At 69.0% G+C, this 16251-nt stretch carries 10 protein-coding genes; 1 reads left to right on the forward strand and 9 read right to left on the reverse strand.

Annotated features, from left to right (window positions below; genetic code table 11):
• Positions 1 to 30: 30 nt before the first annotated feature.
• From ABH927_RS27100 to ABH927_RS27130, 7 genes are all read right to left on the reverse strand, one after another.
• Positions 31 to 1506: a sugar ABC transporter ATP-binding protein gene (locus ABH927_RS27100; RefSeq protein ID WP_370026081.1), complete on the reverse strand. Its 1476-nt coding sequence runs from the start codon at positions 1504 to 1506 to the stop codon at positions 31 to 33.
• 8 nt (positions 1507 to 1514) lie between these two features.
• Complete coding sequence (locus ABH927_RS27105) at positions 1515 to 2564, reverse strand: sugar ABC transporter substrate-binding protein (RefSeq protein ID WP_370026083.1); 1050 nt, start codon at positions 2562 to 2564, stop codon at positions 1515 to 1517.
• Between the two features lie 195 nt (positions 2565 to 2759).
• The gene (locus ABH927_RS27110) at positions 2760 to 3392 is read right to left on the reverse strand and encodes a TetR/AcrR family transcriptional regulator (protein WP_370026085.1); all 633 of its coding nucleotides are present in this window, start codon (positions 3390 to 3392) and stop codon (positions 2760 to 2762) included.
• Between the two features lie 116 nt (positions 3393 to 3508).
• Positions 3509 to 3943, reverse strand: coding sequence for a hypothetical protein (locus tag ABH927_RS27115; RefSeq protein ID WP_370026086.1), 435 nt, complete (start codon positions 3941 to 3943; stop codon positions 3509 to 3511).
• 279 nt (positions 3944 to 4222) lie between these two features.
• Positions 4223 to 5026, reverse strand: coding sequence for a polysaccharide deacetylase family protein (locus ABH927_RS27120; RefSeq protein WP_370026087.1), 804 nt, complete (start codon positions 5024 to 5026; stop codon positions 4223 to 4225).
• A gap of 100 nt (positions 5027 to 5126) precedes the next feature.
• Positions 5127 to 7187 carry a DUF222 domain-containing protein gene (locus tag ABH927_RS27125; protein WP_370026088.1) on the reverse strand — a complete coding sequence of 687 codons (2061 nt, stop codon included), beginning with the start codon at positions 7185 to 7187 and terminating at the stop codon, positions 5127 to 5129.
• Positions 7188 to 8056: 869 nt separating this feature from the next.
• The gene (locus ABH927_RS27130; RefSeq protein WP_370026090.1) at positions 8057 to 10522 is read right to left on the reverse strand and encodes a Tex family protein; all 2466 of its coding nucleotides are present in this window, start codon (positions 10520 to 10522) and stop codon (positions 8057 to 8059) included.
• 246 nt (positions 10523 to 10768) lie between these two features.
• On the opposite strand from ABH927_RS27130, the gene ABH927_RS27135 reads away from it, so the two are divergent.
• Complete coding sequence (locus ABH927_RS27135) at positions 10769 to 12685, forward strand: amino acid transporter (RefSeq protein WP_370026092.1); 1917 nt, start codon at positions 10769 to 10771, stop codon at positions 12683 to 12685.
• Positions 12686 to 12952: 267 nt separating this feature from the next.
• Here the strand turns inward: ABH927_RS27135 and ABH927_RS27140 are convergent, their stop codons facing one another.
• Complete coding sequence (locus tag ABH927_RS27140; RefSeq protein WP_370026094.1) at positions 12953 to 14614, reverse strand: CBM35 domain-containing protein; 1662 nt, start codon at positions 14612 to 14614, stop codon at positions 12953 to 12955.
• A gap of 241 nt (positions 14615 to 14855) precedes the next feature.
• Positions 14856 to 16251, reverse strand: a 1396-nt coding sequence (locus ABH927_RS27145) for a glycosyl hydrolase family 18 protein (protein ID WP_370026096.1), incomplete at its 5' end; no start/stop codon positions are given.

Genomic DNA, 16251 nt, shown 5'->3' on the forward strand with positions numbered 1-16251 from the left:
ACACTCACGCTGATCACCTATGCGATTCACTTATGCGACGCCTTCCATCAGGGCGACCAGTTCCTGGTCGGTCCAGCCGCGCGGCAGGTCCCGGACGACGCGGCCGTGGAACATCACCAGCACCCGGTCGCAGACGCGCAGGTCGTCGAGGTCGTCGGAGACGACGAGCACGCCCGAGCCGAGGCGTGCCGCGTCCTCGATCGCGCCGAGCAGCGCCTCCTTCGCCCGGACGTCAACCCCTGCCGTCGGGTCCACCACGACCAGGGCCTTCGGCTCGTTGGAGAGGGCCCGGGCCATCACGGCCTTCTGCGCGTTGCCGCCGGACAGCTCGCCCACCGGCTGCTCCGGCCCGCTCGCGCGGATGTCGAGCTCCCCGATCATCCGGGAGGCGTACGCCCGCTGCCTGGCCGCCGAGACCGCGCCGTACCGGCCGAGCCTTCGCGTGACTGGCAGCGTGACGTTCTCCGCGAGTGACAGCAGAGGAACGAACCCCTCCTTGTTTCGGTCCTCGGGGACGAATCCCAGGCCCGCCTCCACCGAGGCCGCCACGTCGCCGGGGCGGAGCCGTACGCCGTCGATCGACACCATGCCACGGCCGGCCCCGCGCAGCCCGGCGAGGGTCTCGGCCAGCGCCACCTTGCCGCTGCTGCCCGACCCCGCGAGGCCCAGCACCTCGCCCCGGTGGATCTCCAGGCTGACGTCCTCGTAGTGCCCCCTGAGGCTCAGCTCGTCGGTGCGTAGCACGATCTCCGGCGCCGGTGCGGCTCGGTCGGATCGCTCGCCCAGCGTGACGGCGTCACCGGTCATCGCCGCGACCAGGTCACCGTGCGGCAGCTCCGCCACGGGCGTGGTGAGCACGTGCCGCGCGTCACGGAACACCGTCACGTCGTCGCACACCTCGTAGACCTCGTTCAGGTGGTGCGAGATGAACAGCATCGTGACGCCCTGCTCCTTCAGGGCGCGCATGCGCGTGAACAGCCGCTGGATCGCCGGACCATCGAGCTGCGCCGTCGGCTCGTCGAGGATGATGAACCTCGCTCCGGCCGACAGCGCCCGCGCGATCTCCACGAGCTGGCGCTGCTCCACCGTCAGCTCACCCGCGAGCCGGTCAGCCCGGACGGCCACGCCGTACCTTTCGAGGATCTCCTGCGAACGGCGGCGGAGCCCCCGCCACCTGATCGGGCCGCCGTCCGACTGGCGGTTGAGGAACAGGTTCTCCGCGACGCTGAGGCTCGGAATGATGGTCGACCTCTGGTACACGCAGGCGACCCGCCGCCGCCAGCCGTCCCGGTCGCCGAGCGGAGGCGCGGGCTCGCCGCCGAAGGACACCGTGCCCTCGTCCGGGCGGGCGAGCCCGGTCAGGATCGAGACCATCGTCGACTTGCCGGCGCCGTTGCGTCCCACGAGGGCGTGCGTCCTCCCGGGCGCGATCCGTATCCCGGCGCGGGTGAGCGCGACCGTGGCGCCGAAACGCTTGGTGACATCAACCGCTTCGACGGCTGTCATTTGATCTGTCACTTGATCTGGTTTCCCCAGAGCGCCTTGTCGTCGACGTTATCCTTGGTCACGAGCGGAGCCGGAAGCTGGTCCTCTAGGCCGTTGGGGAGCTGGATGATCGTGCTGTCGTGGTCGGTCGGCCCCGGTGTGAAGGTCTTCCCGTCGACCGCGGCCTTCGCGTAGTACAGGGCGTATTTGGCGTAGAGGTCCGCCGGCTGCGACACGGTCGCGTCGATCTGGCCGGCCCGGATCGCGGCGAACTCCTGCGGGATCCCGTCGTTGGAGACGACGAAGATGTGCTTGGCGTCCGTGGGCGGCACGAGCAGGTTCTTGGCCTTGAGGACCTGCAGCGTGGGGGCGAGGTGGACGCCGCCCGCGTGCATGTAGATGCCCTTGATGCCGGGATGCTGCTGGAGCAGGGTCTGCAGCATCGCCGCAGCCTTGCCGCCGTCCCACTCCGTCGGCGCCTCGTACACCGTGATCCCGGCGTACTTGGTCTTCATGCAATCGCGGAACGCCTCCGCCCGGTCGCGGCCGTTCACCGAGGACAGCGACCCCATGAGCTGGACGACCTCGCCCTTCCCGCCGAGCTTGTCGCCGAGGAACTCGCACGCCTTCTGCCCGTACGCCCGGTTGTCGGCGCGTACGACCATATAGACGGGGCCCTTGTCCGGCCGGGTGTCGACGGAGACGACCGGGATCTTCTTGTTGGCGAGCTGCTCCAGCGTCGACACGATCGCGCCCGTGTCCTGCGGCGCCATGACGATGGCCTTGGCGCCCTGCCCGACGAGGGCGTTGGTGTTTGCGACGAGCTTCTGGACGTCGTTCTGCGAGTTGGTCGCCGGAAGCAGGTCGACGCTCAGCTCCTTGGCCTTCTCCGGGACGTACTTGATATAGGAGTTCCAGAAGTCGGAGTCCGCCCGGGGATGGTCGATGCCGACCTTGCCCCCCGCCGCTCCGGCGCCGCCACCGGTCGTGCCGGGGCTCGTGTCTCCCGAGCCGCACGCGGCCAGTGACAGCGCCATCGCCAGCCCCGCCACCGCCCCTGCAGGACCCCGCAATTTCATGTCGCCTCCGCTGTATCGGCTCTAATGATCCGATGTATATCGGGGCCGGTTAGCGATCGTCAACCTCCTTAACGAATTAGTGCACGCGATCGATATATGCGGTGATCGTTTCATTCGCGCGCTGCGATCAGCGGGCTGAACCGCTGGTCCATGCCGTACGGCACTGCCGGGCTGAGCTAGACATCCGATGCCTGCTTACTGGCGGCCGGCTTGACGGCGGCGGGGGAGGCGCATGGTGAGGAGCTTGGCTCGGGGCGCCACTCGCCCGGCGAGGTTGAACAGGGCCTCGGTGCGCGTGCGATCCGCGTCGAGGTGTGTGAAGAGGTTGACGCCGAGATAGAAGGTGATCGCGGCGTACGCGAGGTCGCGGGGCGGAAGGAGCTTGGCCAGCGGGGACCCGCCGATGACGCGCTCAAGCGTCTGCTCGACGAAGTCGATCCACGGCTCGGCCCGCTTGACGATCTCCTCCCGCAGCTCGGGTCGGGCGATGCTCGCGCCGACCAGCTCGGAGAACAGCGTGATGTGGCCGCCCTCGATGTCGGCCCGGTAGATCCCCGTGGCGACCTCGACGAGCTCCTCCAGACTCTTCGCTTCCGCCACGGTCTCCTGGTAGGCGCTCATGCGCTGCTCGGACGAGCGGTCGAGGGCGGCCAGCAGCAGCGGATCGACGCCACCGAAGTGGTAGAAGACCAGCGCCGAGTTGACGCCGGCCGCCTTGGCGATCGTCCGTGCGCTCGTCCCGGCGTACCCCTCGGTGCGGAGCGTCTCGGTAGCCGCCTCGATCAACCGGTCGCGTGTCTCGGCTCCCGATTGCTGCTTCCCGGCCACGGCATCCCCGCTCAGTGCGCACTCATCGTAGGGTTTGGCCTCATCATAAGGTTTAATCGCTTGATTAAAAATCATGCGGGTGGGAGCAGCCGGAACCCGGCTACAGCGGACGTGGGCTACAGCGGACGTGCCCGTTCGACGGGACGGACGTGGTCGTGGTCCTTGTCGCGATGGAGTTCTTCCGGGGAGCCCTTGCCGTCGATGACGAACAGGCCCATGGGGTAAGCGAGAACCATTACCGCCAGCACCGTTACTATGGCGAAATTGTCCAGATTCAGGTCCAGCCAGACTGTCAGATACGCCAGCGCCATGACGCAGAGAAGAAGCCAGCCACACGCCTCCGCGTGTTGCTCCCTTTGGATGCGTGCGGCCAGCGCGGCGGTTACGAGCCAGAGAAACGCCACAACTTCCGCGGCGACGATGAAACGCTGCGTTCGGACGAACGCCCGCTGCCCCTTGAAGTGCTTTCGCAGCCGCGGTTCCTGAACGACCCCGATCAGAAGTAGCGCGAGGAGCAGCAGCGAAGCCAGCGCGAGAAGCCAGATGAACACAGGAAACGAGAGAAACCCCGGCACGCTTCCCGCTGGCTGCGGCGTCGCCGGACCTCCCGGGATGAGCCGCGGCCCAGGCGTGACGGCCTGGCATCCGTTCACTGCCGGCTTCAATCCCAGCGGACATGAGGCCGGTGCCGTAGCTCGGGGAGGGATTAATCCGGAAAATACGGGATTCGGTGTCGGGCCCACAGCCAAATCCTATGCGGAGTGCGTGAGAAAGCTTCTCTGGACAGCGACGTAATTGCATAAGGCCGGGCGCCTCGACACCGGGTGGATTCACCGAGGTGGACTCGCCTGGGACCATGCCCGCTGCATGGCCCTGTAGTCGATTACGGTGATTCCCTCCTGTTCGAGAAGTGCGCGAGTCTCCGGTGATGTCAGGAACTCGTAGTCGGTCCGGCGCACGCGCCAACCGCCGGGATCGATTGCTCTGGACTCCTCGTCGCCCAGGCCGGGGTGCACCGCCCACTCGCTCAGACCAACCGGCAGGTCGCGTAGCAGCGCGGCGAATCGGCGAGACTTGCCCTCGACTTCGAGAGCGAAGCTGTCCAGAAACTCGTGATCGACAACCGGCAACCCGCGCCGTCGCAATCTTTGGCGTCCAGGTTCGAGCCAGACCCGCACCGCCAGGCCGTACTCCCCGGCCAACGCCACGGTCAGGTCGAGGATGTCGTCGCGTCCGCCATCGGCCAGACAGTGCCAGTCCAGATGGGTCGGGGTCAGCCCGGCGAGGGCCACGGCGTCGATCTGTGCGCGGAACTCGAGCTCCACCTCGTCAAGACGAGCCCGCGCGAGGAGCTCAGAACGCTTGGCGGGTGCGAACAGTTCGCCGGTCTCGTCGAGCAGCGAAGGCACCTTCTCCCTCGCGGTCAGCGGCCCCCACCGGTAGTTGGTCGTATCGCAGACAAGCGTGAGGTGGATCCCGAACGGGATCTCCGGCCGTTGGCGGAGAAGGTTCATGGCGTGCGGCGCCCACGGGCACGGGGCCATCAGGCTGCACGAACTGGCGATTCCTTCCTCGATCGAGTGGACGACCGCCATGTTGATCGCGTGGTACATCCCGAAGTCATCGTTGTTCACGATGAGCACCCGGGCATCGGGAGGGAATCCCAGCAGCTCACTTGATGTATTCAAGGCATGTCCAATCAATTGAGGTGAACGGCCGGAGCCGGCGTCTCGGTCATCGTCTCTGGCGAGGCGGTGTGGGTGCGGGGTCGTGGAGCGTCCTTCCTGTTGGGCTGGTGACGGTGACCGAAGCGTCGGCGTTGAGCCGGATCGTCCAGCCGAGTCGGTGGACGAAGTGCAGGTGGTGCCGGGCGCATAGCAGGACCAGGTTCGCCATGGTGGACGGGCCGCCGTCGTGACGCTCGACGATGTGATGCGCCTGTGCTCTGGTGGCGGGGGCGTCGCAACCCGGCCAGCGGCACCGGCCGTCACGGAGCTCGACCGCTCGTCTCAGCCGGTAAGGCACCGCGTCCTCGGGGTCGGAGACGTCCAGGATGAGGCTTTTGCCCCTGGCGGCCGCGAGCAGGACCCGGGCCACTTCGGCGGTGGCTGTGATGACCCAATCCTCGTCGTTCCCGCCCCCGTGGGGATCACCTCCGCGACCCCCGGACCCTTGGCCCCCGCGTTCCTGGCCCGCGCCCCTGGGGCGCTCGCGTCCGTTGCCCTCGCATCTCTGGCCGCCGCCCCCGGGGCCGCTTCCGCACCTGTGGGCATCGCCGCTCGCGTGCCGCTGGCCAGCCGCGTAGCCATCCCCCGCGCGGTGGCCGCCTGTGAGGTCGCCTACGTGGCCGCCGGTGGGGTCGTCGGTGAACCGGCTCCCGCGGTGGGGTGGGTTGTCGTCCACGCGGCTGCTGCCGGGGGTGGTGAGGGTGGCGTTCAAGGTTGACCGCAGGCAGGAGCCGAGCCCGGCAGGGCCGGACAGCGCTTCAGCGGCCCACGCGAGCAGTTCCTCGATGACGGCGGCCTGCTCGGAGGCGGACAGCGTGTCGAACGCCGCCGGCTTGGCGGCCGCGCTGCTCCGATGCATGTCGGCGGAGTCGGGCGAAGGGCGCCTTCCCGTCGTGCCCGACGGTCGTCCCCCTGCATCTGCTGCGTCCGCATGTGCTGCGTCCGTGTGTGTTCGGTCTGTAGGTGTTCGGTTTGTATGCGGTGCGTCGGGGTGGTGTGTGTCCGGCTGGTTTGCCTCTGGCTGGTTTGTGTCTGGCGGGGTTGGTGCCGGAATGGGGGAGGGGCCGACCGCCTGGGCGGGCGGGAGCCAGCCGTGCTGGGTCAGGGTGTCGATCAGGGCGCGGGTGAGGGTGATCAGGCGGGCGGGGCCCACCGGATGGGCCGTGACGACGCCCTGGATGCTGCCGTCGCAGGCCAGGGCGTGGGCCAGCCAGGTGGAGCGGGTCCGCGTCCAGGCCAGCTCGGCCCCTTCGGCGCCGGGCAGGCGGCGCAGGCCGGCCAGGTCCATGGTGGCCTCGATGCGCGGCTTGCGCCCGGCCACCTCGGGCAGCATGCCCGAATCGACCAGCCGGGCCATCGCCTCCCGCAGCGCGTCATGGTGCCGCTCACCCGTGCTGCGCTCATCGTCTGGTCCTTGCCGCTTGCCCAACGCGGTGAGGACCATGGTGACCAACTCGGTGGTGTCGGCCGACAGGCTGCCGTTGATGCGGTCCACACCGTCCACGGTCGCGGCCACCGTGACATGGTTGCCGCTGCCGTCGTCGCCCGGCTCGGGACGGGCCCGGCGCAGCATCTCCCCGGCCACCTTGACCAGATCCGCCTCGGTGACGCCGCCCACCCGGGCGGTGCCGGTGAGCACCGCACACGCCCACGCGCGGACATCGCGCGGCAGCCGCGCCACCCAGGCCAGGATGCGATCGGCGATCGACTGGGAGATCGCCGCCCCCGCCAGCGCCTGCCACAGGTACGGATACTCGCGCAATCTGCGGGCCCGCAGCCCATCCCGGCGGGCCTGGTCATCATCGACACCCAAGATGAGCTTCTGCCAGGGCCGCAGCCCGCTCTGCCCGTCGTCTTCGAACCCCCGCCCGGCCTCCAACGCCGCGAGCGCCGCCGCCCGGGCCGCCGACATCCGCCGCGCGGCCTCCTCCAGACCGGTCAACCGCTCGGCCACGACCGCCGACGGCTGACCGGCGGGATCATCACGCACCAGGAACGACAGCCCGGCCTTAACCATCGCCAACGCCTCGGCCGCCGTCGCGGGCTCCGGTCCCATGCCGGGTCCCATGCCGGGTCCTGTGTCCGGTCCGATGCCGGGTCCTGTGTTCGCTCCCAGGCCGGGGCCGCATGCCGTACCGGATGCCTGAGGACCGTCAGTGGAAGCAGAAGAGGGACCGCAGGCGCCCGCGAGGGGGTCGTCGGGGGACACGAACACAGCAGGCACCTCCCATCAGGAGACGAAGATGACCACCCCGGCCGATCCGGGGCCTTCCCGCGATCGCGCTCAACACGGTTAAAGGCTTCATCACTGATGGCGCATGGCACCCGAACCGGCACCCGCCTACTAAGCTCACCCAACGGCTGCCTCGATGCTATCCGAACACCTGCTCGATGACAACGCCTTGCGACCCTATTGAGCTGCGGATACCTGAAGAAGATGGCGTTCCGACATACCGCCCGACGCGGGCATTTTGGCGGCTACTCGAGGGCGCGAAAGGCGAGATCGGGGCGGCGCGGGGCGGTGGCTCGGCAGGGGGAGAAGGCCCGTCACGGCCTGGCTACGGATGGCCCGTCACGGCCGTGGTGCGACGCGATGGCGGGATAGGCGGGATCGGGGCGGATACCCGGATACCCGGATACCCGGATACCCGGACACGGGCGGTTGAGGCGTGGGATGCGATTCCGGGGCTCCGCCATGGTCCGGCGCTGGAACGGACGCGGACGAGGTCTGGCTCGTCAGCCTCACTGAGATAGGCATGTCGGCCGCTGTCCGACGACGCTGCGGGTAGGTGTACGGCACGCCGCTCGTCCTGAGTGGGCGTGCGGCGCGCCATACCGGCTGTGCCTGTTGGCGGGTGCGCCCGCTGTCAGCGGGGCTGGCTCGCCGACGGGCCGGTTCACCAGTGGGCCCGGTTCACCAGTGACTGGGCTGGGTGATCAACGGGTGGGGGAGCCGGGGTCGGTGAGGCCGGCGCGGCGCAGGGCCTCGGCCATGGCACCGCTCGGCGCGCCCGATCCCCGGTTGGAGGAGCCGCGGTTGGCGGAGTTTCGCGAAGGGTCACGGTTGGCCCCGCCCTCGTTCTGCCGGGGCTGGCCGCCGCGGCCCTTCTGCGAGGCGCCGCGTTCGCCCCCGCGTTCGCCGTCGCGCCGGCCTCCGCGCTGACCGCCGCGGTTCTCGCGGGCCTCGCCGTTCTGTGCTCCCGCCTGTGCTCCGGGCTGGGCCCCCCGCTGGCCGCCGCGGTTGCCGGGGGCGGTCTCGTCGTCGAGGCGCAGCGTCAGGGAGATGCGCTTGCGCGGAATGTCCACGTCGAGAACCTTCACACGTACGACGTCGCCCGGCTTGACCACGTCGCGAGGGTCCTTGACGAAGGTGTTCGACATGGCCGAGACGTGGACGAGGCCGTCCTGGTGGACGCCGACGTCGACGAACGCGCCGAAGGCCGCCACGTTGGTCACCACGCCCTCCAGGAGCATGCCCGGCGCGAGGTCCGCGATCTTCTCGACGCCATCCTTGAAGGTCGCCGTCTTGAAGGCCGGGCGGGGGTCGCGGCCCGGCTTCTCCAGCTCCTTGAGGATGTCCGTGACCGTCGGCAGACCGAAGGTGTCGTCCACGAACTCCGCGGGCTTGAGCGAGCGCAGCGCCGTGGTGTTGCCGATGAGCGTGCGGAGGTCGCTCTTGGTCGTCTGGAGGATGCGGCGGACGACGGGGTACGCCTCGGGGTGCACGCTGGAGGCGTCGAGGGGGTCTTCGCCTCCGGGGATGCGGAGGAAGCCCGCGCACTGCTCGAACGCCTTGGGGCCGAGCCGCGGAACCTCCTTCAGCCCTCGCCGCGACCGGAAGGGGCCGTTGGCGTCGCGGTGCGCCACGATGTTCTCCGCCAGCCCGGAGCCGATGCCGGAGACGCGGGTCAGCAGCGGGGCCGAGGCCGTGTTGACGTCCACGCCGACGCCGTTCACGCAGTCCTCGACCACCGCGTCGAGCGAGCGTGACAGTTTGATCTCGGACAGGTCGTGCTGGTACTGCCCCACGCCGATCGACTTCGGATCGATCTTGACGAGCTCGGCGAGGGGGTCCTGCAGGCGGCGGGCGATGGAGACCGCGCCACGCAGGGAGACGTCCAGACCGGGAAGCTCCTGGGAGGCGTAGGCCGACGCCGAGTAGACCGAGGCCCCGGCCTCGGACACCATGACCTTCGTGAGGTTCGGCATGAGCTTGACGAGCTCTCCGGCGAGCTTGTCGGTCTCGCGGGAGGCCGTGCCGTTCCCGATCGCGATCAGCTCGACGCCGTGCTCGGCGGCGAGCCGCCCGAGGACGGCGAGGGACTGGTCCCACTGCCGCTTCGGCTCGTGGGGGTAGATCGTCTCGGTGGCCACGACCTTGCCGGTCGCGTCGACCACCGCGACCTTCACGCCGGTCCGCAGGCCGGGGTCGAGGCCCATGGTCGAGCGGGTGCCCGCCGGGGCGGCGAGCAGCAGGTCGCGCAGGTTGGCGGCGAAGACCCGTACGGCCTCCTCCTCGGCGGCCTGCCACAGACGGGTCCGCAGGTCGATGCCGAGGTGAACGAGGACGCGGGTGCGCCATGCCCAGCGGACGGTGTCCGCCAGCCACCTGTCCGCCGGACGGCCCTGGTCGGAGACGCCGAAACGCCGCGCGATCCGCAGCTCGTAGTCATTGGGCTCCTCCGCCTCGGGGTCGAGCGTGAGGGAGAGGACCTCTTCCTTCTCGCCGCGGAACATCGCGAGGATGCGGTGCGAGGGCAGCTTGGTGAAGGGCTCGGAGAAGTCGAAGTAGTCGGAGAACTTGGCCCCGGCCTCCTGCTTGTCCTCCCGGACCTGCGACACCAGACGGCCGCGGGACCACATCCGCTCGCGCAGGTCGCCGATGAGGTCGGCGTCCTCCGCGAAGCGCTCGACGAGGATCGCGCGGGCGCCTTCCAGCGCCGCCGCCGCGTCGGCCACTCCCTCCCCGACGAAGGCCTCCGCGGTGGCCGCCGGGTCGAGTGACGGGTCCGCCAGAAGCTGGTCCGCGAGCGGCTCCAGCCCCGCCTCTCTGGCGATCTGGGCCTTGGTGCGGCGCTTGGGCTTGAAGGGCAGGTAGATGTCCTCCAGCCGGGCCTTGGAATCGGCCGCCATGATCTGCGCTTCGAGCGCGTCGTCCAGCTTGCCCTGTGAGCGGATGGACTCCAGGATCGCCGCGCGGCGCTCCTCCAGCTCGCGCAGGTAGCGCAGTCGCTCCTCGAGTGTGCGCAGTTGCGCGTCGTCGAGCATGCCGGTCGCTTCCTTGCGGTAGCGGGCGATGAACGGCACCGTGGCCCCGCCGTCGAGCAGGTCGACGGCCGCGATGACCTGGTTCTCGCGCACGCCGAGCTCTTCGGCGATCCGCTGCTGAATAGAGATCGTCACAATCCTGATCCACCTTTTTCCGGGAGGCTCTCATTGTGCCGGATCGGCGATGCGGGCCGCCCTCACTCGCCGGCGGACCCCGCACCCCGCACCCCGCACCCCGCACCCCGCACCCCGCCCCCCGCCTCGCGGGCGTCCCAAACCGGACCCCGGTCCGCCCGTACGCCCTGAGCGCCGTTCTCCGCGATGCGCCAGTATGGTCTGTCTGCCAAGCAACGCCATAGGCGATAAGGAGAGTGAGCCCGGGTGACCACGTCGGCGCAGCGGGAGGCGTCAGGGACGGTGCGGGCGTGGCTCCTGGAGGGCCTGCATCGCGAACGCGTGCCGTCCGGTCCGCACAAGGACAGCCCGGAGACGCAGCACACCTGGTGGCAGGTGATGTGCCTGACGGGTGTGGACTACTTCTCCACCCTGGGCTACCAGCCGGGCATCGCCGCCGTCGCGGCCGGAGCGCTGTCGCCGATCGCGACATCCCTCCTGGTGGCGCTCACCCTGTTCGGGGCGTTGCCGACCTACCGCGCGGTCGCCGAGCAGAGCCCCAACGGCATGGGGTCCATCGCGATGCTGGAGCGGCTGCTTCCCCATTGGTGGGGCAAGCTCCTCGTGCTCGTGCTGCTCGGCTTCGTCGCCACCGCGTTCATCTTCACGATCACGCTGTCGGCGTCGGACGCGACCGCGCACATCCTGGAGAACCCCTTCGTCCCGGGCTTCCTGGACGGGCAGCAGGTCCCCATCACGCTGCTGCTGATCGCGCTGCTCGGCGCCATCTTCCTGCGCGGATTCAGCGAGGCCATCGGGCTCGCGGTCGTGCTGGTGGCCGTATATCTCGTGCTCAACGTCGTGGTCATCGCCGTGGCGCTGCGGGAGGTCGTGTCCCACCCGCAGCTCATCGACGGCTGGCGGCACACGCTGACGGCCGAGCACTCCAGCCCCCTCGCCATGATCGGGGTGTCGCTGCTGGTGCTGCCCAAGCTGGCGCTCGGCCTCTCCGGATTCGAGACCGGGGTCGCCGTGATGCCGCAGATCCAGGGCGACCTGCGAGAGCGGATCAAGGGCGCGAGGCGGCTTCTCACGACCGCCGCGCTCATCATGAGCGTGTTCCTCCTCACCAGCAGCGTGGCGACGAGCATGCTGATCCCGGCCAAGGAGTTCAAGACGGGCGGCAAGGCGAGCGGCCGCGCCCTCGCCTACCTCGCTCACGAGCATCTCGGCGACTGGTTCGGCACGGCGTACGACATCAGCACGATCGCGATTCTGTGGTTCGCGGGCGCGTCGGCCCTGACCGGCCTGCTCAACATCGTGCCGCGCTACCTTCCCCGGTACGGCATGGCGCCCGACTGGGCCCGCGCGGTCCGCCCGCTGGTGCTGGTCTTCACCGCCATCGCGTTCGCCATCACGCTCCTGTTCGGCGCGCAGGTGGAGCCGCAGGGCGGCGCGTACGCCACGGGGGTGCTGGCCCTGATCCTCTCGGCCGCGGTCGCCGTCACGATCAGCGCGTACCGCGCGGGGAGGGCTTTCCCGGCGGCGGCCTTCACCGTGATCTCGCTGGTCCTCGGCTACGCCGCCGTGGAGAACATCAGGGAGCGCCCGGACGGCCTCAGCATCGCGCTGCTCTTCGTCGTGGCCATCGTCGTGACGTCGCTGGTCTCGCGGGCCACGCGCTCCACGGAGCTCCGGGTGACCAACGTGGAGCTGGACGAGGCGGCCCGGCGGATCGTCCTGGAGAACGACGGTGAGCTCCGGCTGATCGCCAACGAGCCGGACGCGCGGGACTCGGCCGAGTACGCCGAGAAGGACCGCGAAACGCGGGAATATCACCATCTGCCCGACGACGAGCCGATGATCTTTCTGGAGGTCACTCTCGGCGACGCGTCGGAGTTCGAGTCCGAACTGCTGGTGAAGGGGGAGACGCGGCACGGTTACCAGGTGCTCTCCGTGCGGAGCCCGGCGGTGGCCAACACGGTCGCGGCCATCCTGTTCCACCTGCGCGACGTGACCGGCAAGCGGCCGCATGTGTACTTCCACTGGGCCGAGGGCAACCCGGTCGGGGCTCTGCTGCGCTATCTGGTCTTCGGCGGGGGCGACGTGCCGCCGCTGACCCGCGAGGTCATCCGGAAGGCGGAGCCCGAGACCGGCCGCCGCCCCCAGGTCCACGTCAGCTGAGACGTCAGCTGAGACGTCAGCTGAGACGTCAGCTGGGGGTGAGCTGAGAACGCGCGGGCCGGGGACACCGAGGCGCGCGCCGAGGCCCTTGTGGGGGCCACGCCGGATGACACGGTGAGGGCCGGGACGGAGAAGACGCTCTCCCTCCCGGCCCTCCTGCGTTCCCTGACCGGTTCCGCCACCGCGCCTTGCCGCGCCGATCGGACACGTACGGCACATCCGACCGGCGCGCAAGGCTACCCGCGGTGATCGGTTCCGGTCACGGCACTAACCAATTGTGATCTTGTCGATGTTGGGTCCGCCGTCGGCGGTGCTGGACGTCAGCTTGATCGTGTTGGAACCGGCGTTCAGCGTGATCGGGATGGTGGTGGTCGCCCAGGTGTCCCAGTCGGTCGTGCTGTTGAACGCGCGGTCGTTGGCGACGAGGACGCCGTTGACCGTGATGTCCATCGGCCGGTTCACGGTCGTGCCGTTCGAGTAGCGGATCGTGAGCGAGGCCGAGCGGGCCGTGGTGGAGCTGACGGCCTGCTGCAGGTAGCTCCCGGCGATGTTGGTGAAGTTCACGAAGCCGGTGCCGGTGTAGCCGAGGTGGTTGGACTCCACCACGCCCTGGGAGATCGTGGCGTTCTCCGCCTGGTAGTCCACCGGGGCCGGAGCCGGATCGATCTCGATGTAGTCGGTGTTCGGGCCGCCGTTCGCGGTGGCCGCCGTCGCCCGGACCAGGTTGGTCCCGGCCTTGAGCGTGGCGGTGATCGTCTTGGTGGCCCAGGTGTCCCAGTTGGCGGTCGGCGGGAAGGACAGGTCGTTGGCGACGAGGTTGCCGTTGACCGTGATGTCCATGGGCCGGTCGACCGTGGTGCCGTTGGCGTTGCGCAGCTTGATGTTGTACTGGCCCGCCGTCGGCGCGTTGACCGCCCACTGGATGTAGCTTCCGGCCACGTTGGTGTAGTCGACGAAGCCGGTCCCGGAGTAGCCGAGGTGGTCCGACGCCACGGTGCCCTGCGAGATCGTCGCCGTCTCCGCCTCATACCGGTTGGACGGGGAGGGAGAGGGCGACGGGGACGGGGACGGGCTGGGCGAGGGGCTGGGCGAGGGGGAGGGCGAGGGGGAGGGGCTGGGGCTCGGCGTCGCGTTGTTGGTCCACTGGTAGCCCCGCATGTTTGTGATCAACATGTAGGTGTCCTGCAGCGAACCGGAGCTGTCGCCGAGCGACCGGTAGATGCCCCACTTCGGGCGGACGCGGTCGCCGAGGTAGGTGTCGATCCCGGTCTTGGACTTGTCGAGGATCGTCGTCCCGGCCTTCTTGATCACGAAGCGCAGCGACCCGGATGTGCCGTCACCGATCTTGGACTCGACCTCGACGTCGATCCAGGAGTTCTGCAGCGGCGTCAGCGGCGTCGACCCGATGACGATGCCGTCGTTGAAGTCCTGCATTTCGATGATCTGCTGGTTGCTGCCGTCCCGCTCGAGCGAGATCGTCATGATCGGCGTCGACCCGGTGCCCGGCATCTTGAACTGCATGATGTGGGTGAAGGTCGTCGTGCCCTTCAGTGTGCTCGGGATGAACAGGGAGTAGGTGATCCGCCAGGTCTGGCCGGTCAGCATCTCCAGGTACGGCCCGCCGGCGGGGGTCCGCATGCCGGTGACCTCGTGGCGCTGCCGGTCGGTCATCGAGTCGCGGTCGACCATGTGCATGTTCCAGCGGAAGTTGTTGCCTTCCACGAAGATGTGCGGCTGGCCGGCCGGGTGCGAGTCGGCCCGGTCGTCCTCGATGGTCTCGAACGCCGCGAGGCCGTCGGTGCTCGCCGTGGGGGCCCACTTCAGCTCCCAGCCGGGGGCGGCCTGGGCGGGGGTCTGCGTCAGCGGCAAGATCCCGAGGGAGGCGAGCAGCACTCCGCCGAGGGCTGCTAAGACTTTTTTCTTTCTCATGGCCCGGTTACCTCCAGGTAGTCGAGATTGGGGCAGCCGTTGGCCTTGGTGGCTACGTCGCGCACGATGGTGCTTCCGGCTGGGGGTAATTTGGTAAGTATGATGTCCCAATTGCCGGTTGGGCCGCTAGTGATCGCATAAGGTGATTCGGAAGGCGGAGTCCGACATCGGCCGCCCCCAGATCCACGTGAGCTGACGCGGTGAGGGCCGGGGAGGCGGGAGGCCTCCCCGGCCCGGTGGGTCAGCCCAGCCCGTTCTTCATCGCGGTGATGAGCTCGCCGTTGGAGGTGTCGCCGGTGAGCTCCCAGAAGAACGCGCCGCCGAGGCCCTGGTTCTTCGAGTAGCTCATCTTCCCGGCGATCGTGCTCGGGGTGTCGTAGCTCCACCAGTTGCTGCCGCACTTGGCGTACGCCGTGCCGGCGACGGTGCCGGTCGACGGGCAGCTGTTCTTGAGGACCTTGTAGTCCTCGATGCCCTGCTCATAGGTGCCCGGTGCCGGGCCCGTCGCCGTGCCGCCCGGGGCGCTCTGCGTCACGCCGGTCCAGCCGCGGCCGTAGAAGCCGATGCCGAGCAGCAGCTTGCTCGATGGCACGCCCTTGCTCTTCAGCTTCTGGATGGCCGCGTCGGAGTAGAAGCCCGCGATCGGGATGCCGGTGTAGGAGTTGAGAGGCGAGTGCGGCGCGGTCGGACCCTGGGCGGCCCAGGCTCCGAAGTAGTCATATGTCATGACGTTGTACCAGTTCACGTACTGCGACGCGCCGCCGTAGTCGGCAGCGTCGATCTTGCCTCCGGACGTGCCGTCGGCCGTGATCGCGGCGGTGACGAGGTAGCTCGACCCGAAGCGGGACCGAAGCGCGGACATGAGGTTCTTGAAGGCGGCCGCCCCACTGGTGTCACAGCTGAGGCCACAGGCGTTCGGGTACTCCCAGTCGATGTCGATGCCGTCGAACACGTCGGCCCAGCGCGGGTCCTCGACCAGGCTGTAGCAGGAGTTGGCGAAGGCGGCCGGGTTGGCCGCGGCCTGCCCGAAGCCGCCGGACCAGGTCCAGCCGCCGAACGACCAGATGATCTTGAGGCCGGGGTGCTTGGCCTTCAGCTTGCGGAGCTGGTTGAAGTTGCCGCGCAGCGCGCCCGCGTCCCAGGTGTCGGAGACGCCGTCCACACTGGAGGCCGCGTCGTAGAACTTGTCGTAGTCCGCGTAGGCGTCGCCGATCGCGCACTGGCCGTTGGTCACGTTGCCGAAGGCGTAGTTGATGTAACCGAGCTTGCTGGCCGAGCCGCTGGTCTCGATGTTCTTGACGTGGTAATTGCGCTGGTAGACGCCCCACTCGACGAAGTAGCCGAGCAGCTTGTTGCCGCCACCGCCGCCTCCGCCGCTCTGGGTGGTGCCGGTGACGGAGTTGCTGGCGGCCGACAGGTTGCCGGCGGCGTCCTTGGCCTTGACCGTGTAGGTGTAGCTGGTGCTTGCCGACAGGCCGTTGTCGTCGTACGACGTGCCCGTGACGGTGGTCACGAGCGTGGAGCCGCGGTAGACGTTGTAGCCGGTGACGCCGACGTTGTCGGTGGAGGCGCCCCACGACAGCGAGATGGTGGAGGAGGTCGTGCCCGTCACCTGGAGGTTGGAGGGCGCGCTCGGC

Source organism: Planotetraspora sp. GP83, from assembly GCF_041262585.1.
Taxonomy (GTDB): Bacteria; Actinomycetota; Actinomycetes; order Streptosporangiales; family Streptosporangiaceae; genus JAOEGB01.